This window comes from Polaribacter sp. WD7 (assembly GCF_003335085.1).
Lineage (GTDB): Bacteria > Bacteroidota > Bacteroidia > Flavobacteriales > Flavobacteriaceae > Polaribacter.
The window spans coordinates 375,222-394,710 of the sequence record NZ_QPEJ01000017.1; the positions used below are offsets into that span (position 1 = coordinate 375,222).

Annotated in this window: 18 protein-coding genes; all 18 read right to left on the reverse strand. The window is 27.1% G+C overall.

The features are described from left to right. Nucleotides 1–2: 2 nt before the first annotated feature. Genes DUT90_RS08025 through DUT90_RS08110 form a run of 18 tightly spaced genes read right to left on the reverse strand, consistent with a single transcriptional unit; the run spans nucleotide 3 to nucleotide 19,485 of the window. The gene (locus tag DUT90_RS08025; RefSeq protein WP_114426643.1) at nucleotides 3–1,016 is read right to left on the reverse strand and encodes a glycosyltransferase family 4 protein; all 1,014 of its coding nucleotides are present in this window, start codon (nucleotides 1,014–1,016) and stop codon (nucleotides 3–5) included. Further along, on the reverse strand, nucleotides 1,006–2,340 hold the full coding sequence (locus tag DUT90_RS08030; RefSeq protein ID WP_114426644.1) for an O-antigen ligase family protein: 1,335 nt from the start codon (nucleotides 2,338–2,340) through the stop codon (nucleotides 1,006–1,008). Before DUT90_RS08030 ends, DUT90_RS08025 begins: the two co-directional genes overlap by 11 nt. Next, nucleotides 2,340–3,410 carry a glycosyltransferase gene (locus DUT90_RS08035; protein WP_114426645.1) on the reverse strand — a complete coding sequence of 357 codons (1,071 nt, stop codon included), beginning with the start codon at nucleotides 3,408–3,410 and terminating at the stop codon, nucleotides 2,340–2,342. Before DUT90_RS08035 ends, DUT90_RS08030 begins: the two co-directional genes overlap by 1 nt. Beyond that, nucleotides 3,403–4,530: a glycosyltransferase gene (locus DUT90_RS08040; protein WP_114426646.1), complete on the reverse strand. Its 1,128-nt coding sequence runs from the start codon at nucleotides 4,528–4,530 to the stop codon at nucleotides 3,403–3,405. The genes DUT90_RS08035 and DUT90_RS08040 overlap by 8 nt, the downstream gene beginning before the upstream one ends. Beyond that, nucleotides 4,527–5,528 (reverse strand): glycosyltransferase family 2 protein, encoded by a 1,002-nt coding sequence (locus tag DUT90_RS08045; RefSeq protein WP_114426647.1) that lies wholly within the window; start codon nucleotides 5,526–5,528, stop codon nucleotides 4,527–4,529. Before DUT90_RS08045 ends, DUT90_RS08040 begins: the two co-directional genes overlap by 4 nt. A gap of 1 nt (nucleotide 5,529) precedes the next feature. Beyond that, complete coding sequence (locus DUT90_RS08050; RefSeq protein ID WP_181858163.1) at nucleotides 5,530–7,068, reverse strand: glycosyltransferase; 1,539 nt, start codon at nucleotides 7,066–7,068, stop codon at nucleotides 5,530–5,532. After that, a complete protein-coding gene (locus DUT90_RS08055; RefSeq protein WP_114426648.1) occupies nucleotides 7,068–8,222 on the reverse strand; it encodes a glycosyltransferase family 4 protein in 1,155 nt (384 codons plus the stop codon). The genes DUT90_RS08050 and DUT90_RS08055 overlap by 1 nt, the downstream gene beginning before the upstream one ends. Next, entirely contained in the window at nucleotides 8,213–9,307 is a 1,095-nt protein-coding gene (locus DUT90_RS08060) for a glycosyltransferase family 4 protein (protein ID WP_147266201.1), read from the reverse strand. Before DUT90_RS08060 ends, DUT90_RS08055 begins: the two co-directional genes overlap by 10 nt. Before the next feature lie 7 nt (nucleotides 9,308–9,314). Continuing rightward, the gene (locus DUT90_RS08065) at nucleotides 9,315–10,226 is read right to left on the reverse strand and encodes an alpha-1,2-fucosyltransferase (RefSeq protein WP_114426650.1); all 912 of its coding nucleotides are present in this window, start codon (nucleotides 10,224–10,226) and stop codon (nucleotides 9,315–9,317) included. Between the two features lie 5 nt (nucleotides 10,227–10,231). Continuing rightward, nucleotides 10,232–11,041 (reverse strand): hypothetical protein, encoded by an 810-nt coding sequence (locus tag DUT90_RS08070; RefSeq protein ID WP_114426651.1) that lies wholly within the window; start codon nucleotides 11,039–11,041, stop codon nucleotides 10,232–10,234. Next, nucleotides 11,034–12,143: a non-hydrolyzing UDP-N-acetylglucosamine 2-epimerase gene (wecB, locus tag DUT90_RS08075; RefSeq protein WP_114426652.1), complete on the reverse strand. Its 1,110-nt coding sequence runs from the start codon at nucleotides 12,141–12,143 to the stop codon at nucleotides 11,034–11,036. Before wecB ends, DUT90_RS08070 begins: the two co-directional genes overlap by 8 nt. Then, a complete protein-coding gene (locus DUT90_RS08080) occupies nucleotides 12,144–13,541 on the reverse strand; it encodes a hypothetical protein (RefSeq protein WP_114426653.1) in 1,398 nt (465 codons plus the stop codon). Nucleotides 13,542–13,549: 8 nt separating this feature from the next. After that, the gene (locus tag DUT90_RS08085; protein WP_114426654.1) at nucleotides 13,550–14,236 is read right to left on the reverse strand and encodes a cytidylyltransferase domain-containing protein; all 687 of its coding nucleotides are present in this window, start codon (nucleotides 14,234–14,236) and stop codon (nucleotides 13,550–13,552) included. A gap of 1 nt (nucleotide 14,237) precedes the next feature. Next, complete coding sequence (gene neuC, locus DUT90_RS08090) at nucleotides 14,238–15,362, reverse strand: UDP-N-acetylglucosamine 2-epimerase (RefSeq protein ID WP_114426655.1); 1,125 nt, start codon at nucleotides 15,360–15,362, stop codon at nucleotides 14,238–14,240. A 1-nt stretch (nucleotide 15,363) separates the two neighbouring features. Next, nucleotides 15,364–16,404: an N-acetylneuraminate synthase gene (gene neuB, locus DUT90_RS08095; protein WP_114426656.1), complete on the reverse strand. Its 1,041-nt coding sequence runs from the start codon at nucleotides 16,402–16,404 to the stop codon at nucleotides 15,364–15,366. Next, on the reverse strand, nucleotides 16,401–17,315 hold the full coding sequence (locus DUT90_RS08100; RefSeq protein WP_258848525.1) for a glycosyltransferase family 2 protein: 915 nt from the start codon (nucleotides 17,313–17,315) through the stop codon (nucleotides 16,401–16,403). The genes neuB and DUT90_RS08100 overlap by 4 nt, the downstream gene beginning before the upstream one ends. Further along, nucleotides 17,316–18,338, reverse strand: coding sequence for a glycosyltransferase family A protein (locus tag DUT90_RS08105; RefSeq protein WP_114426657.1), 1,023 nt, complete (start codon nucleotides 18,336–18,338; stop codon nucleotides 17,316–17,318). It lies immediately after the preceding gene. After that, the gene (locus DUT90_RS08110; RefSeq protein WP_147266202.1) at nucleotides 18,325–19,485 is read right to left on the reverse strand and encodes a glycosyltransferase; all 1,161 of its coding nucleotides are present in this window, start codon (nucleotides 19,483–19,485) and stop codon (nucleotides 18,325–18,327) included. Before DUT90_RS08110 ends, DUT90_RS08105 begins: the two co-directional genes overlap by 14 nt. Nucleotides 19,486–19,489: the final 4 nt, after the last annotated feature.

The following is a 19,489-nucleotide window of genomic DNA, read 5'->3' on the forward strand; positions in this document are numbered from 1 at the left end:
AACTACTTTAAAATTTCCAACCATTTATATTTTACAACATTCCAGTCGAATTTCTCAACCTTTTTTCTAGCCATAAGTGAAATTTCAGGAAACCTTTGATCTAATATATGTGAAATTGCTATAGCCATTTCTTTGGGGTTCGATTTTGCTACTAAAAGCCCATCATAATTTTCTTGAATTAAATAAGGTATTCCTCCTACATTTGTACTTACTACAGGTAAACCTAACGCCATTGCTTCCATTACACTTACTGGGGTATTGTCAAAATTTGTAGTATTGATAAAAATATCAAATTCTTCCGATTTTTTGTGCCAATCTTCCTTTAAAAGTACACCCGTGAATTCTACAGAATCTTTCAATTGTAATTTTTTTACCAATAATTTTGCTTGTAGATGTGTATCATCTACAAAAGGCCCTATCATACAAAGAGAAGCATTTGCATATTTTTTTTTTAATAGCGATAGAACTTCTATGGCCATAACAGGATTGTAAATTTCTTTAAAGGCTCTTACCCATAATAATTTGGGTTTTATTGTTTTTCTATGTTTAAACGGATATAAATCAATTTCCAATGTATTTGGAATATAGATTGTACTAAATCCTGCTTTTTCAAATGCATTTTTTAAATAATGAGAAGGTGCTACATTTTTGTATGAATTTTTAAAAATAAGTTGACTTAATTTACTGCTTTTAGACAACCTGTAAGGTAAATTTCCTCCATGTAAAATAGGGATATATTTAATGTTAAACAACCTTGCCAACTGAGAGGTTATGAGTGCATAATAAAAATTTGTTGTGCTGTACGTATCAATTAAAATATAATCTGTGGATTTTCTGAACTTAATTACAGAAAAACACATGTCTAATAACCTGTGAATTTTATTAGTTTTGTTAGATGATTTTTTTATGGAAAAACCTTCCTTTGTAAGGAGGAGAGACAAGACCGCTAATGTAGAATTATACTTTGTTTTCTTGGTTAAATCATTTCCTATGTACAATATGTTTTTATGACTCATCTGTATCTGGAACAATTTTTAGTAAACTTAACCCGTAAATGAAAGAAGGAAAAACAATTCTCATCGCAGTGTGATTAATCGTTAAAAACCAAAAAATATAAAAAGAAAATAAGAAAGCTCTTTGATAATTATTACTAAAATAAGCATTTTGTAAAGGAACTAAAATAAGAATTAAAAGTGATATGATTCCTAATAAACCATGTTCCTCTATCAATCTTCCAACCTCGTTATGAGAAGCAGCTGTAACGTGTTTATCACTTTCTAACCTTTTGTATTTACCATTACCAACTCCAATTCCAAAAATAGGAGACTCATAAAAACTTTCGATTTGAGTTTTTAAAATTTCACCTCTACCTGCTGTCACATCTTTTTTCTTAACTCCTAAAGAGTTTTTACCTGCATATCTATTGTCTATCATACCTCCAGTTATGTTAGAAGTATACAACCAAATTCCAAAAAATAAAACTACAGCAATAAAAATATACTTAGATATTTTTATGATAGTAACTTGTTGATGAAGAAACATGAATATTGCAAAAAAAACAGATGCAGCAGCAGCAGTAATCATACCTCCTCTCGAAAAAGTTAGCAGTCCTCTGTAAATAAAGTAAATTAAAAAAATAGCATCAATAAAAATATAAGGAGTCAATTTGTTTCCTAAAAACAAAAAAACAGCTAAAATAAAACATCCAAATCCTATTATTGTAGATACTTGATTTGGTCCAAACCCTCCTGAAGTATCAAAATTTGATACCGCCCCAAATACTAACTCTTCTAAATTTGGTGTTCGAAAATAAACATAACTTATCATAGAAAAAATGGGTAAAACACAGAAAAAAAGTAAATCTTTTAGTTGACTTACAGTAACCTTTCTCTTGTAACAGTAAATTGCAAAAACACCTAATGATATAGGTCCACTTAAATTAAAAACTACTGCCTTTCTTATAGATTCGTTTTCTGGAGTTTGAGTAAATACAATTCCTACAATTAGTAATAATATATATAATAAAAAAGAAACTGTTGATTTTTGTTTTAAGGGACCTAATAAAAGTCCCATAAAAGCAAATAGCATAATTCCATACTTACCAGTTTCATACAAAAATGCCCCATTTGTCATTCTCATAAAAACCTCTGAACCTACCAAATAGCTCATAAAGTATAATGCTTCTTCGTTTTTATTCTTTGATGAATAAATTATAGCTATACTTAAAACAAAAAAGAGTAATCCATATAGTTTAGATATAGGCAAAAAAGTAACTAGATATCCTAAAGCTAAGTGGATTCCTATAAGTGAAAATTTATTTTTTAAAATTAAGTTTATCATTAATTGTTGTAAAACTCATTAAGATTTGACATAAATTTTTCTTTAGAATAAATAGAAATCACATTATCATTTAGAGATCTTGATAATTCTTTCCTCAAAAATTCATCTTCTATTATATTTGATAATCGTTCTGCAAAAACGCTACTTTTTTTACTTGGTACTACAGCTTTATTATTATTTAATACTTTTTTACAATCACCCACATCTGTTGTTAAAACTGGTAGATTTGCTAAACCATATTCTAGTAAAGAAATTGGAAGACCTTCACTTACAGATGATAAAACTCCAATTGTAGATTGTTTTAAAATATTTTTTATATCCAAACACATATTGTAAAGGAACACATTATTATTCAAATTTCTTTTATTTATTATACTTTTAAGTTTTTTTGAATAAATATCGTTATAATCTTTACCTACTAAGTGTAATGTCCAAGTTGGATGATATTTTAAAACGGTTTTAAATGCTTTAATTAAAGTTATATGATCTTTTTCTGGTCTTAATGCTGCCAAACAAACCACTCTTTTATTTACCTCACCTTTTAACTTTGTTATTTCTTTGTTATCTGTGAAAAAAGGAAAATTATATAGCTTTATAGTATTTTTATGTTTTATTTTTTCTTTAGACCAAATATTTAAGTCTTCGTTCACATTTATAATTCCGAATACAAATTTACTAAGATACTTAATAAAATAAAATTTAAATCCTTTTAGATTAAAGTTGGCACCTGTGTGGTTGTGCCAAATTAATTTGATCTTTGGACATAATAATTTTAAGCAAACTCCGAAAAATAAAGAAGTTGAGTGTACATGTATTATGTTTATTTTATGAATTTTAGTAAACTTTCTTAGTCTAAATAAGGCAATTATATCAATAGTATGTTTTTTTTTCAAAAAAATGTAATTTACATTTTTATGCAATTTTTGTTTTAAGCTTCCTTCTTGTCTTGTTGTACAAAAAAAAGATTCAATATTATGCTCCAAAAAAATATTAGCCATATTAACAGCTAATACTTCTGTACCTCCTACATTTAAAGAATCTGTAATTTGTAAAACTCTTAAATTATTCAATATTAATCATTTTTTTTATCTCGTGTTCAAAAGTATCTAAAGTATACTTTTGAGACCATTTTTGAGCATTCATTACTTTTTTTTGATAAAGTGTTTCATCTTTTAAATATTCTATAATTGCATTTTCTACTTGACATGCATTAGAATTAGAATTTAAGACTGTGCCTCTTTTACCATCATTTAACATATAACTTACACAAGAGACATTGCTACAAATTGGTAAACATTTCCAAAACATAGCTTCTGCAACTACCTTTGGCCAGCCTTCAGATTTTGAAATGAAAATCAAAAAATGTGATTTTTTAAAGGCTTCTTTAACAATTTCTTTTGTTTGATTCCCGTGTAAAACAATGTTTTTTTCTAATGATTTTTTTGCTATATAATTTTTAACTTCTATAAATTTTTGACCGTTACCGTACATGTCTAATTGGACATCGTAACCATTCTTTATTAGATTTTCTATAGTTTTAACACTAAGTAAAGGTTGTTTTCCTTCAGAAAAGGATCCAACATAAATAAAATGAATTCGTTTTGATAAACCCTTTTTGTGTATACTTTCTATTTCATTAACTGTATAAGAAGCTGTAAAAAAAGGGATAATATTTTTTGATTGATTTGGCCATTCCCCATATACCAAAACTTTACAATTCCTTGTTAAAAATGTATTGGCTAAAATCTTTTTTTGAACTCTATAACTTAACGGCTGTTTACTATCAGGATCCCAATTACCTGCATACTTTATAGTTTTTGGTTTAAAAGGAAATAAAACCTGTATAAAACATCCTAATAATGCAATATTACCAGGACATCTTAAATGAATATGATCAGCCCAAAGCATTCCTTTAAATATCTGAATACAAATTACAGGAATTTTAAAAGTTGTTTTTAAAATATCATACGTATTTAAAATATTGAATTTTGGTACTTTACTTAAAATAATGTTTTTATGAGTATAACTAGATTCTATTGAAGAAATAGATTCTTGAGACACTGGTGATACAATTTTGATATTTTTCACATATTTGCCCCATAAATTCATTTCTCTTACATACGGTTCGTATGAAAATATTTTATTTTCTACACTTTTATGTATAGCATGTGTAACAATTAAAAACCTCATAGCATAACTTTTGGTTTTTTAAAGAATAAAGTTAGCCATCCAAAAATTCTGCCTAAAAATTCAGTAATAGCTTGTTTACCTTTGTTTCTTTTAAGAACATTTGTCAAACGTATACAAGACAAAATCAATACATTAAAATGCCATTTAAGTTTGCTTTTGAAAGAAGGATTTGGGTATTTAAGTCGCCAAACATACCAGCCATTTATAGTGACCATTTTACCATATTTAAATTGGTTAGGTCTTCCAGAAGGGTCATGGTAGTGATTTAATTTACAAGATGTTGCTATTACATTTTTACCAAAATTTTGGGCTCTTATAGAAAAATCTGCATCTTCGTACAATCCGTAGCCTTCAAAAAATCTTGAAAATTTTATATGATCAAAAACAATTTTTCTAAAAGAAAAGCTCATTCCTACTAATAAATCAACTTCGTAAACTTTATTATTTAGTGGGTAACTATATGTTCTTCCATGAGAAAATGAAGGCATACAATTGGGAGGTAAGTTGGATTGCAAACCAAAAATGTTTCTTACTATATTTCTTAATCCTTCTTTAATTACATAATTATCAAAGCAATAAAAAAAAAGGCTATTGTACTTTTGTGATGACTTTTTTAATTTCCATCGATTTTCATTAACAGCTACACCACCAACACCAATTATACTTTTATTTTGAAAAAAAACATTTTTTAACTCTTGAAAATAATTAGGGTATAATACAGTATCATCATCTAAAAAGCTTACAATATCAGTATTTTTAGAACATTTTTTTATTCCGTAATTTCGTTGTTTTGTGAGTCCTCTATCGTTTTTTGAAACTTTAAAATACTTTAAATTCTTATATTCTTTTTTTTGTATAATTTTTTGGGTTTTATCATCTGATGAGCCGTCAATTATTAAAATTTCATTAGGATATACACCTTGAATTAAAATTGACTCTAATAACCTTGTTAAGGGTTTTGGTCTCATATATGTACAAATAATAAGGCTTAAATTCATTCTATTTATATCTTGGTCCTAAGTTAATTAAGGCTCTAGCATACTTTAGAGATTTACTGAATTGAATTTGTTTATAAGGTAATTTTAATAACCTTAATGGTAATGTTTTTAAATCTTTTTTAAATAAATAAATAAAAAAATGTTTTGACCTCCACTCTTTAACCAATTCCTTTGGAAAGTGTTTTAACACTCCATAAGTAATTGTAGGACTTGGTACTGGTCTTATATTTTTAACAGGGTTATCTAACTCCCAAGGTTGTTGCTTTCTCTTCTTTCCTCTCTTTTTTGCTTCTGACCCCCACCATCTATATCCACCTGCAGGAGGTTTTAAGTGTAAATTAGGGGAAAAAGGGTTGTGTAATAAAATTCCTCCTGATTTAATAATAGATAATCCAAAATCAGCATCCTCTCCATAACCGCCATCAAAATTAATGTCATTACCGATTACTTTTTGAATCATTTGTTTTTTTACACATGAATTTGCATTACTAAACATATGAGAAATACCAACCTTCCATCTTGTAGCATCTATTTCATTAAGTTTATTTTGCAAATCAGTTAAATCTTGGTTTACATTATCTGCCATAATATCAAGTCCGTTACAAGCATCAGCATTATAGGTTTGAAGTAATTTTATATGATTTTCTACAAAATCTGAGAATATTCTAACATCATCGTCTGCAAAGATTATATAATCTCCCGTACATAATTCTATAGCTTCGTTTCTTGCCCTACAACTTCCCATAGAAGTTTGCCATTTTACTTTTACATCAAAAGGAAAATCTTTATTTTGATAAAATTTGTCATCTCTTTCTTTTTCTGGAGTTGCATCTACAATAACGGCTTCTTTAATTAGATATGTTTGTTTTTTATGGTCTTCTAGTAAAAGCTGAGCATATTTTTGCCTTTTCATGGTAGGTATTACCAAACTTACTGTAGGCTTCCCTTTTATATTTTGTAAAACTCTTGGTTTTATTAAGTTATATTTTTTTCTTTTGTATTTATTTTTTTCTCTAAAGTAAGTATACAATTCAGGTATTAAATTAAAAATACCTTTTCTATATATCATATAGTAGGTGTGATTATTTTTAAAATTTTTTATAAAAAAACGATACCTGTCTTTTTTAGATATAGTAATATTTAAATTTTCTTTTTTGTATAAGTTTTTTGAATAAACAGGAATACCTGCGTTGTTTGACAAAAAATTATACCCTAGTTCAAGTCCTGAGACTATGGGAGAATGATAATCATAATCAAAGCCATCTAGTTGATTCCAAACTTTTTCTCTAATGGCAAAACTATTTATATTTAATCTCCAAGAAATACAATTCTTTAATCCCTCAAAATCATGAATAAACCACCAATATATAGCTGTTTGATATTTTAACTCTTTAAAACAATTTCTAAAACCCTGATCTAGAGAACTATGCCATAAATCTCCTACACTATTAGATAATTCATCTAGTTTTTCTAGATTAGGTTTACCTGTATAAAGAATTGCTTCTCCAGAACTATTTATAAATTTATTAAAATGAATCATCAATGATTATGTATTATCGTTTTATAAAAATCTATATTTACCTTAGAAATTTTAAAAATATCAAACTTTTCTTCAACTTTTAGTCTTGCTTTCTTACCTATTTCTTGAGAAAAATTTTCATCTGATAAAAGATTGACTATTTCTTGAGAAAATTTTTTATGATTTTTTGGATCTTCTAAAATTCCATTTTCTTTATGATTTATAATTTCTTGTGCCCATTTGTAATTAGAACTAACCACAGCTTTTTGTAATGCCATTGCTTCTATCGTAACCATACCAAATGATTCTGCTAAGCTTGGAAAAACACAAATATGCGACTCTAATATGTATTTTTTGAGTTCTTGATACGTTTTTTTTCCTAAATAAGTTACTTGAGTAAAAGCTTCTGGTGAAAAAATATTTTTCATCAAACTAAACGTAGATTTACTATTAGTCTTCTTATCATAATCATCTTTACCTATCAAAATCAGTTTAGCTTTAGGATTATATTTACAAACTTGATTAAATATATGAGCCAACTCTAAAAGACCTTTTTTTCTAATAATAGTACCAAAATATAAAATTTGATACTTTTTAAAATCAAAAGGTTTGTTATTTACAAAATTTTTTAAAGCTACTCCATTAGGAATTACTTTTATCTTTTTATTGAGCTTAAATATTTCATTGGTATTTTCTGCTACAAATTCACTTACAGCAATTAAGCCATTGGCTTTATTTAGAGCCAATTTTTCAAATAAATAATTTTTTTTCTTTTGCTTTCTGTTTTCTAACCTACAAAAGAAAGCATCAGAACCATGCATTCTAATAACCAATGGTACACTAAACTTCATAAAAGCCGTTATTCCTGTCCAATCAGGAGCTTCTATTATGTCTATTTTATTCTCATGTACTATATCGTTTACTTCTTTTTGTATGTACTTTCTATTTAGATACCATCCAAAATATTTATGTTTTTTATTTTTAATTATATGTATTTCTAAGCCTTTATAATAGTGAGTTTCTTTTTCTTTATTTTTTTGGTTATAAACAATAAGAGATACTTTAGCTCCCAACTCTAAAAGCCCAAAACAAATATTATAAATACTTGTTCCTATACCTGCTGAGTGATTAATTGACTTGTGTGGAAATTCTGATGTTAGAAAAGCTATATGCACTGTACTAATTTAAAATGTTTATTAACCATTTGCTCTATTGTAAATGAACTTTCTATTAATTCTCTTGTATTTTTCTCTTTAACTTGAAGCTTTTTGTTTACAACATCATAGATAATTGTTTTTAATTCTAACACTTCTTTAGGATTGAATATAATTCCATTTTCTTTATGAGTAACCACTTCTAAATTACCACCAACGGGAGTTGTTATAACTGGCACATTACTTGCTAGACTTTCTAATAATGTAAGACTAAAAACCTCCATATACGTGGGTTGTATGGTATAATCATATAAATAATATAACTCGGGTAATTGTGTAGTGCTGCCTTTAAACTTAATGATGTCCTCTAATTTTTTTTCTTGTACGCTATGCTTTAACTCATCTTCATAAGTACCTGTACCATAGATATCAATACAAAATTTGCTTTTTGTGTCTTCATCTAAAAGTGAAACAGCTTGTATTAAATCTTGTATTCCCTTTTCTGGTCTTAAATTTGTAGGAACAATAAATTTAGTTTTGAAAGAGTTTAAAAATGATTTCTTAAAATGAAACTTTTGTACATCTATACCGTTGTGAATTACTTCAACTTTTTTAGATGACTTTGTACCATAGTCTATTCTAGTCATTTTTATAATATATCTAGAAACACCTATTATTTTATCTGTGTATTTAGAGTACATAAAACCTTTTACTCTTTTTTTTATCTTTTTTTGAAATGAATACCCTTTTAAAGGTCTGGGCATATGATCTACTGTAAAAATTTTTTTAACCCCTATTTGTTTACATTTCTTGTAAAAAGGATTAACTGTTTCTAAAAAATGTGTTATTAAAATGTCTGGTATATGATTGTTTTCTGAAGAGTATCTTATGAATAAATTAGCCAAACTTTCTCCTTTTTTAGGAATTTTTACATCAAAATTTTTGTATAAATCAAAATACTCAAACTCGTGAAACATCCATATGACAGAAAAATTATTTTCTAAAAGTTTTTTATTAAACATAGAAAAAAAGAGATCCATTCCGCCTACCCTATTTGGTCTTGGGTCATATTTACAAAGAATTACTATTGTTTTTGTTGTTCTCAAGTATAGTCTATTTGATTATTTTCTTAACGTACTGTTTAAATTTATAAAAATATTTTTTTGAAAAATATTTTGTATCAAAATTTATATTGTAGAAGAAAGATTTTATTCTTGGGCAAAAATTTTTAAACCCCAAACCAAATTCTTTTTCATTGAATAATATCCAACGGTCAGGAAAAAAATCTTTATCGTTATTTTTTTTTGCAAATTCTCTTCTGAAATTTTTATTTGGTACAATAACTTTAGAGTTTTCCTTTTCTCCTATCCAAGCTGTCCACCATGCAAATGTGGAATTACTAATAATAAAATCATCACACAACGTACCTAATGCCATTTGTTCTATATCAGAAATACCTTCCATAAAAAAAGTGTTTTTTAAAAAAGAAAAATGTTTTTTACAGTATTTGATATCATCACTTGTGAATATAATATTTCTCTCTTCCCAATTTGGAAAGAATTTATATAAAGCTTTTAAATAATATTGAAACCCAACTTGATGATAATAAGGATGATTGACAAAATCACCTCTTCTTACCCCAATTAATACTGTTTTTTTATTAAAAAAATAATTGTATTTAACTTTTAAACTATCTAATAAGGGTTTATTAAATTTAAAAATTGTGTTGGCATTATGAAAGTATTTTTCTGACTGAAGCCAACCTTCTATATTTATTTTGGGTTTATTAAGTTGCCAATCATGGTATTTGTAATATTTTTCTTTAACTGTTATAAAATCTATTTTATTGTCTTTTAAAAAATTAAATTTATAGTCGAAATATTTTGAATATTTCCAGTCAGGAATATAAGGTTTATAATTGTGTTTATGTGCTAAACCTATAATAGAAGCAATTTGAAACATTTGATTACCCAGTCTTCCTTTATTATTTAGTTTTAAAGAAGTTATAATTTTATCTTTACACATAGAGATTATTTGCTGCTAGAACTAAATTTTAAATAAACTTTCTTTAAAAATTTATTTATAGATTTAGAATATTTATAAGTATAGTCTTTCCAGATTACGTAATTTAAACTTTTAGTAGTCTTATTGGGTGCTACCATTTTTAAAATCTTATCTATTCTTTGAGTGTGTCCTTCATGTAAACCATATGATCTAGCATACCATGAATGATAACCGATAACTTGATTTTCTTTTAAATATACTGTATTAGAAACAGTATCTTCATTTTCAAAATGTTTAGAAATTAAGTATTTAATTTTTAACCCTTTGCGTAAGGACCATAAGTAAAAACAGTAATAAGATTCAAAAAGACTGTTTTCATCGTATTTAAATGGTAAAATTTCATCTAAAACAAACTCACCATCATTAATTTTTTGATTGCTTAAAACTTCTTTCTTATTCCAATACTTTTTTATTGTTTTTAAGTTTATAATTGAAAAAAAAGTGTTGATACAAAAAGGATTAAATTTTCTATGATTTAAAACACCACCGTCTCTTACTCCTGAAATAGTAATATTATCTCTTTCCATTTCTTCTATTAAAAGTTCAAGATTTTCGTTTGACTTTAAGAAAAAATCTTCATCAGACATGATTAAATAATCATAATCTAGATTTTTCATTTTCTTTATCATATAAGAAATACTATCCATACCATGCATACCGTCTCTACCATCTATCATATATCTATCATATCTTTCATCAAACAAAGGGTTTGACTTTTTATATAAATCGAAATTAATAGCAGTTGTTATAATTGCAACTTTCTTATAATTAATCATTTAAAATTATATTCTTTATTTTTCCTGCTGCATTTCCATCTCCATATGGGTTTTTAGCATTTGCCATGTAGTCATAAAATTTATGATTTTCTAATAACAAAATTGCATTATTAACTATCTTTTCTTTATCTGTACCAACTAATTTCACTGTCCCCTCTTTAACTGCTTCCTTTCTTTCTGTTACTTCTCTAGTTACTAACACTGGCTTTTTTAAAGATGGTGCTTCTTCTTGAATACCTCCACTATCAGTAATTATAAAATTAGATTGATTTAAAAGCCATATAAATGCTTCATAATCTAATGGAGGAATTAGTAATATATTTTTGTTATTACTAAGTTTTTTATAAACAACTTCTTGCACGTTTGGGTTTAAATGAACGGGATAAATTAACTGAGTATCTTTTCTATTAGCTATTTGATTTAAGGCATCACAAAGTTCTATAAATTTCTTACCAAAATTCTCTCTTCTATGACCAGTAATAACAATTAACCTTTTATTAAAATCAATAAAATTTTTTATTTTTTTTATATCTTTTCTTGTCTCATCTACGTGTTTTAAGCCCCAAAATAATGCATCAATAACAGTATTTCCTGTAATATGAATAGAGTTTTTATCAACTCCTTCGTTCAACAAATTTTTTGCTGTCTCTTCTGTTGGCGTAAAATGTAAATCAGCTAATCTTCCTGTAATCTGTCTATTAATTTCCTCAGGGAAAGGGGCAGATTTATCATATGTTCTTAAACCTGCTTCTATATGTCCAATCTTAATTCCTCTATGAAATGACGCTAAAGCCACCATGCTAGAAGTTGTGGTATCTCCATGAACCAAAACTAATTCTGGTTTAAAATCTTTCAAAACTTCATCTATTTCAGTTAAAATTCTAGAACTTAATTGATTTAAAGTCTGATTTGGTTTCATTAAATTTAAATCATAATCAGGCTTTATACAAAAGAAATCTAAAACTTGATCTAACATTTCTCTGTGTTGAGCTGTAACACAAATTTTTGTTTTAAATTCAGGTGTTTTAAGCAGTACTTTTACCAAGGGAGCCATTTTTATAGCTTCTGGTCTTGTACCAAATACTACTAATATATTTTTCATTTATATTTTTTTTAGAACATTAACAATTCTAGTACTAACACCTGTTATAGGCTTATCTCCCATTTGATACTTTAATATTTCGCCCCTTTCCTTACTTCTTTTTTGAGGTTTTTTTAAATATAAATTAATAGCATCGATTAATTGTTCTTTAGTTTTAACAATTTCTACAGCTTTACTCTCTACCACTTTTTTGTAGTGATCGTATTTTAAATATTTCTGATCAAAAAAAAGTCCGTTAGTTTTAGAGCCTAAAGTTTGGTTGATAACTGGTTTATCAAAAATCATAAAATCTAAACTCATTGTAGAACACATATTGATACTTAAGTCTGAATATTCTAATATTGCCCTTAATTCTTTAATATCTTGTTTTAGTGGTATTCTTTGTGACCAAGGTTCTGGATGATTTTCTCTAGTCAACTGCCATTTGGGTTTATTCCATGAAATAAAGGTATATTTATCTATTAATTTGTTAAATTTTGATCCATCATCTGCAGGAGATGTTCTAACAATTAAATTTACTTTTTCCAAAAGTTTATCAGACTGGATAGCTTTTGCAATAATTTCTATAGACAATTCATCATTTATTCCAGTAACATTGTCTCCGCAACTGAAACAAATTGTTTTCTTTTTACTATCAATACCAAAAGTTGTAAAAAAATCACTTTTAGATAATTTATATTTATCCATTACATAAGGTTCAAACTGAGGTGTGCCTACAACATGAATTACCTCTTGTTTAACACTTGGGTAAAAGTATTGTAATTCTTCTTTCATCAAGTCACTCCAAACTAAGAAGTAGTCAAATAAAACAGGCATTCTACCTTTAGAAGCTAGATTGTCCCAACTAAAAATAAAAGAACATGTTTTTATATTGTTAGTTTTAGCTGCGTAAGCTAATGGCGCAATGTAAGGTGGTCTTTGGTGTGTAAAAAAAAGTAAATCTGGTTTGTGTTCTGTTATAACTTTTATTAATTGCTTGGTTAAATTATTTTCTGATAAAGATTTAAACAATAATTGCTGATACAATATCATATTTTTATCAGAATGAAATACCGACACAAAACTTCTTATCACCCTATTTAAAATGTCTCTTTTTGTAAAACCTTTGGGTTTTGTCATTTGCAATGTATCTTGCATACCAAAAAAAGATTTGTATTTAAATAAGTGGGCTTGCTCATTTATTCTTCTAAAAAACCATGCTTTTTTACTCTCTTTATAAACATCTAACTCGTAAATCTTTATATTTTGAAAGTTTAAACCGTTATATACTTTCTTTGATAGGCCAGAATAAATAATAACTTCTTCAAAATTTCCTACAACTTGATTTAAAAAATCACTTAATATAAAATTTCTATAACCAACACCATCAGTAATTACTATACCTATTTTTTTATTCACTTTTAAATTTACTTTAATATATCGTTGCTATAACTATTTATTTTTTCAATATCTTCTATTTTATCTATATCTACACTTCTTTCAATTGACATCTCAAAAAAAGTTGTTTTATTAGTTAATAAAGATTCGCTTTTAGAAAAAATTTGAGTTTTGATTATATAAATTGCTCCGTTTGCTCTATAAATTTTTGGTAATTTTTGTCTTGGGTAAAAAGGATATTCATTATTAATAATTCCGCTTAAAAACCCCTCATCATCAACTTTGAAAGATTTATAAGGATGATGTTCTTCTTCACAAACACTTATTATAGAATCTGCTTTAGACTTTAAAATTCTTTGAAAAGCAAGATCTATATCTTCTGATGTTCTTAGAGGAGATGTAGGTTGAAGAAGAATTATATAATCAAAATTATTTTTACCTAAATGATTTAATGCATGAACAATAACAGGTTCGGTTTTTGAAGTATCTTTTGCTAATTCTATAGGTCTTTTGATAGCTATAATCTCTTTATTTTGTTTCGCTATTTGTAAAATATGATCATCGTCTGAAGACACTGCCACATCTGTTATAAATTTTGAAGCAATAGCAGAATCTATAGACCAATGTAGTAAAGGTTTACCAAAAAAATTGATTATGTTTTTCTTTGGTATACCTTTAGATCCTCCTCTTGCAGGTATTACTGCTAAAACTCTCATGCTATAAATCTTGAAATTGTTTTTGGTAATTTACTTTCCAAATTTCTTCTGATATTAACAAATGTAAGAAAAGCTTGTTACTATTACCTTCACCAAACTCAGAAATGTCTATCTCCTTCTGGTTTTGATTAGTAATATTTATAATTGATTTTAAAATCTCTTCTTTTGAATGAGAGACATTTAAGATAGATTTTGCTTTACTTCTATTATTTTGTCGAGAACCAATGTCTATTGTTTTTACGTTATAAAAAGGTGCTTCTCTAATACCTGCACTAGAATTACCAATTATAAATTCTGCCTCACTTAATAATCTTAAAAAATACTCAAAGCGTAATGAAGGAAAAATTTTAAATTTAGAATTGCCTTTTAAGACTTCATATGACTTTAAAATTTCTTCTGTACCTAAATCATTATTAGGATAAATTAAAATATAATTCTTACCTGATTCTAATAGAGAATTAACAAAAACCTCAACGTGTTTTTCAATATTATGATATTGCGTAGTAACAGGATGATACATCGCTATCGCATAATCTTTAAATTCTATCTCATAATATTCTTTAACTTTTTGTAAACTAGGTAAACTTGATGGGTTCATTAGGTCTAAATCTGGAGATCCTATAACATAAACAGATCCTTCTAATTCTCCCATTTGTATTAATCTTTTTTTAGCTTCTTCATTAGAAACAAGGTGTAAATGAGATAGTTTGCTAACAGAATGTCTTATTAATTCATCTATTGTACCAGATATTTCTCCTCCTTCTATATGAGCTACCAAGATATTATTTAAACTACCTACAATTGCTCCTGCTAATGCTTCTACTCTATCTCCATGCACTACAATCAAATCTGGTTTTTTAACAGCTATATATTCAGAAAATCCTTGAATTGTTTTTGCTAGAGTTCTATCCATAAACGCTGTGCCAACATGGTTTTGAAAAGTTGAAATATTTTTAAAACCACTTTTATATATTTCGTTGACAGTGAGTCCATATTTTTCGTCTAAATGCATTCCTGTAGCAAAAATTTGGACGTCAAATTTAACAGATTCTTGAGTAATCTTAATTAAAGATTTTAGTTTACCAAAATCTGCACGTGTACCACTAAGAAATACTATTTTTTTCATTTTACTCAATATCAGATCTTTTTAGTTGCTCATCTGAATTTAGGTTTACGCTAGCTTTCTTTCCTAAAATAGAACTAAATTCTTCTGCTAAAATCTCTCCTGTACCAGGTCTTTTTACCCAAATGTTTTCTTTAGTAAAAACTTCACCTTTTTTTATAGACTTTATACTCACTAGTGTTGCAAAAGCAAAATCTATAGTAACTTGTTCTTCTTTGGCAGGTTCTTTCTTTCCTCCACGCATCTGCCATATTAAATTGCTTCCCTTTATAAGTTCTTTACACTCATCCTCATCCATAGAACAAACAATGTCAGGTCCTGTTCTTTGTTTATGATCTGTAAAATGACGTTCTAAAATTGAAGCTCCTAATGCTACTGCTCCCAAACAAGCATGGTTGGTTAGTGTATGGTCTGATAAACCAAAAACATTATTAGGAAAAGCATTTGACAATTCTTGCATCGCACCAAAACGTACTAAGTGTACAGGCGTTGGATACAAATTAGTTGTGTGTAAAAGTGCTAAAGGTACATTTGCTTTCTCAAAAATTGCAACAGCCTTAGATACACTTTCTATGGTATTCATACCTGTGCTTAAAATTACTGGCTTTTTAAAAGAGGCAATATGCTCTAATAAAGGATAGTTGTTACATTCTCCTGAACCAATTTTATATGCACTCACATTCATCCTTTCTAGTCTTTCTGAAGCTGCTCTTGAAAATGGTGTAGAAATAAAAATCATACCTTTTTTTTCTACATATTTTTTTAAAGCAATTTCATCTCTTTCATTTAAAGAGCATCTTTTCATAATTTCATAAATAGAAACATCTGCATTACCTGGAATTACTTTTTTTGCAGCTCCACTCATTTCATCTTCAACTATATGAGTTTGATGTTTTACACATTCTGCACCTGCTCTGTGTGCAGCATCAACCATTTCTTTAGCAACTGCTAATGAACCTTCATGATTTATACCTATTTCTGCAATTACAAATGGAGAGAAATCTCTACCTATTTTTCTGCCTTGTATTTCTATAAAACTATTCAATTTGTTTCTATTTCTTTAGGTTTCCAATAAATTACAGCTTCTGGCAATTTTAAATATTCTGTCAATTGTTTATCTGTTAATTTACTTCTATTTTTTTTAATTTTTCTATAGTTATAAACAACATCAAATAATGCTCTCAAAATTGCTGCAGTAGCTTTTAAATCTGCCTTCAATGTTTTTGTTTTAAACTGAATCCATAACGTATACACAAACCTTCTCGGAATTTCTTTTGCAGGATAAAACAAAAAATATAAATACCAGCCAGACCTTAATGACCTTCTTAATCTTAGACTATAATCTTTTTGACTTTTTCTTTTTTTTATATCTACTCTATGATGAACTAATATATTAGGATTGTAGTGAACTTCAAAGTTATTTTTAAACAAATGCAGTGAGGCATAGTTTTCTTCTCCATAAAAAATAAACCATGACGGATAATTTGGTATCATGTGCCACATTTTCTTCCTCCAAACATGGCCACACCCTACAAAAGAATTTACTATTAACGAATGCTCTAAAGTACTTGTGCTATTTGGTCTTAATAAGCCCCAAAATATTCGAAATGAAATAACTGCACAATTAGTATGTTTTTTAAAGTAAATATCTATCTCTTCCAAATTATTGTTAGATAAAAAATTTGCATCATCGTCTAAAGAAATTATATATTCTCCTTTAGCTTTATTATTTAAAACATTTCTATTGTAAATGAGTCCTTTAGAATTACTATTTGTTATTATCGTGTATTTATTAAATTTCTTTTTTAAATAATCGCTGGTTCCGTCTGTTGAAGCATCGTCACAAATTATGAGTTCTACATCCCTTCTATCAACCATAGATCCTAATGATTGTAAGGTGAATTTTAAATCTTGTAATCTGTTTTTTGTAGTTATAACAATAGAGTATTTTATCATCTAATATTTTTTTGCTACTTTTTTTGGCAAGCCTTTTATTCTATAAAAGAATTGTTGAAACCATTTAAATGAAAATAATCTAGAGAATAATCTTTGCTTTACAAAGTATAAAAAAGGAGTATTTTTCTTTATAAGTTGTGTATTTGAAGGAAAAACTATAGTCTTAACTTCTTCCTTATCAAGTTGATCTAATTTTTTCAACATCCATCCTTCAACTGTATTTCCCATATGATATGCAAAATTATATTCTGTAGTTAGTCTCCACATATTTTTTTGAGGTGCAGGTAAATCCAAGTACAACATTTCACTTGTTCCTCCTAACGAATAATTTGTAAATGGTAAATTATTGTCAAAAAGACACCTTTTGTAGGTAGCTACAAAATGTCCACATCCTACTAAAGCAGAAATATTTTGTTTTTTTATACTCAAATTATATGCTAGATAATCTTTATTATAATCATCATTCCAACCTATACTTTTATAAAACTTTTGTAAACCTTTTTTTTCTTTTACTTCTGTATATTTTAAATTACTACTAAAAAAATTATCAAAAATTACATTATGAGATAAATTATCATACAATTTAAATTGAGGTGCAACTCCAACCACACCAACTTTTTTAAAACTAGTAAAAATTTTGATAGTTTCACTCAACCAGTTTTGTTGAAACAAAACATCTGCATCTGTTATAGTTATGAACGGTTCATTTGATGCTCTAATACCTTTTAGAACTGCATTTAACTTTCCTACTTTTTGAGTATTAATTACTTCATCAATCATTTTTTTTTGAAACAATTCATTTAAATAATTATCAACTTCTATACAAGATCCATTGTTAACAATTGTAATAACTGTTTGTTTATTAGTTGTTTTGAATAGAGAATTGATGCACATTTTAAAAACCTTAAAACTTTCTTTATAATATGCTTCTAATTCTGGAATGTATAATGGTATTATTACTCTATGAGTCTTGTTAGTAATTTCTATTTTCTTTTCCTTTTGAGGATTATTACCTTTTCTCACTAATAATGTTTTTATATACTTTTATTACCTTTTGTTTATTAAATTCTAAATCTAATTTTTTTTCTGCTAATTGTTGATTTAATTCAGCACTTTTTAAAATTAAATTATCATCGTTTAATGCTTTTAAAATCAAATTCTTTATTAGCTTTATATTGTTTGGGTCATTAATTAAAAATCCATTTACACCATGCTCTATTACTTCTTCTGTTACCCGTCCTGGATTAGATTGAATTGGAAAAGTATTCATAACTATAGCTTCTAGTAAAGTGTTAGGTAAACCGTCTGAAATACTATTTCCTACATAAACTCTTGATTTGCCAAAAAGGTAAATTAGATCGTCATGACTCAACTCTGTTCTTGTATAATATTTTATTTTTAATTTATTCTTTACAATGTAATCTATAGTCTCTTTATGGCATCCAAAAGCAATTATAGAATAGGCTTGTTTGTACTTTTTTATTTCTAAAATACCCGCTAAAGCTTTTAAGACATTTATGGATCTACCAAAAGTATGTTGATAGCCTTTTACCAAAATAATGTTTCTTTTTAAAATTGGAGTTCTTAATTCATACATGTTTTTTAAATCGTACCCCGTTCCTCCAGGTATTATTCCAACATGTTTTCCTTTAAAGCCTAATTGTTTTGCTATTGTATAATCTCTCTTATTATCTGTATGAAGATGACTAATTTTTTGTAAAACAGAAATAATTCTCTTTTTATGCTTTTTATTATTGCTATAATAATACATATCACTCCCCCAACAAGAATACAACCATTTAATATGAGAAAATTTTTTGAAGGTTTTCAAAATTGGGTAAGAGCAATTTTGCATTTCAAAACTATGAATTAAATCTGGCTTTAAGGTTTCAAGTATTTCTAATAATTTTTCATCAATACTTGTTTTTAATAATGGACTAATTGAATTGTATAAAGAGGTTACTTTTTTTTCTAAAAAATATTCACCTTTGATGTATGATTTTTTTCTCTTTTGCCAATTAGTAATTTGGTTTACATAAGGTAACTCATTAATATAACCTCTGTTTAAAATATCAAACCAATACAACTCATAGTTTGTATTTTTTAAATTAGAAACCCATCTTATAAAATGTAAAGAAGGCATAGCTATTAAAAGAATTTTTTTTTTCACAAAA

Excerpts from the sequence above, each read along its gene's own strand:
- DUT90_RS08040 (WP_114426646.1), bottom strand. The coding sequence starts at position 4,530 with ATGAGGTTTTTAATTGTTACACATGCTATACATAAAAGTGTAGAAAAT.
- DUT90_RS08065 (WP_114426650.1), bottom strand. The coding sequence starts at position 10,226 with ATGTGTAAAGATAAAATTATAACTTCTTTAAAACTAAATAATAAAGGA.
- DUT90_RS08100 (WP_258848525.1), bottom strand. The coding sequence starts at position 17,315 with ATGATAAAATACTCTATTGTTATAACTACAAAAAACAGATTACAAGAT.
- wecB (WP_114426652.1), bottom strand. The coding sequence starts at position 12,143 with ATGAAAAATATATTAGTAGTATTTGGTACAAGACCAGAAGCTATAAAA.
- DUT90_RS08070 (WP_114426651.1), bottom strand. The coding sequence starts at position 11,041 with ATGATTAATTATAAGAAAGTTGCAATTATAACAACTGCTATTAATTTC.
- DUT90_RS08030 (WP_114426644.1), bottom strand. The coding sequence starts at position 2,340 with ATGATAAACTTAATTTTAAAAAATAAATTTTCACTTATAGGAATCCAC.
- DUT90_RS08085 (WP_114426654.1), bottom strand. The coding sequence starts at position 14,236 with ATGAGAGTTTTAGCAGTAATACCTGCAAGAGGAGGATCTAAAGGTATA.
- DUT90_RS08050 (WP_181858163.1), bottom strand. The coding sequence starts at position 7,068 with ATGATTCATTTTAATAAATTTATAAATAGTTCTGGAGAAGCAATTCTT.
- neuC (WP_114426655.1), bottom strand. The coding sequence starts at position 15,362 with ATGAAAAAAATAGTATTTCTTAGTGGTACACGTGCAGATTTTGGTAAA.
- DUT90_RS08025 (WP_114426643.1), bottom strand. The coding sequence starts at position 1,016 with ATGAGTCATAAAAACATATTGTACATAGGAAATGATTTAACCAAGAAA.
- DUT90_RS08045 (WP_114426647.1), bottom strand. The coding sequence starts at position 5,528 with ATGAATTTAAGCCTTATTATTTGTACATATATGAGACCAAAACCCTTA.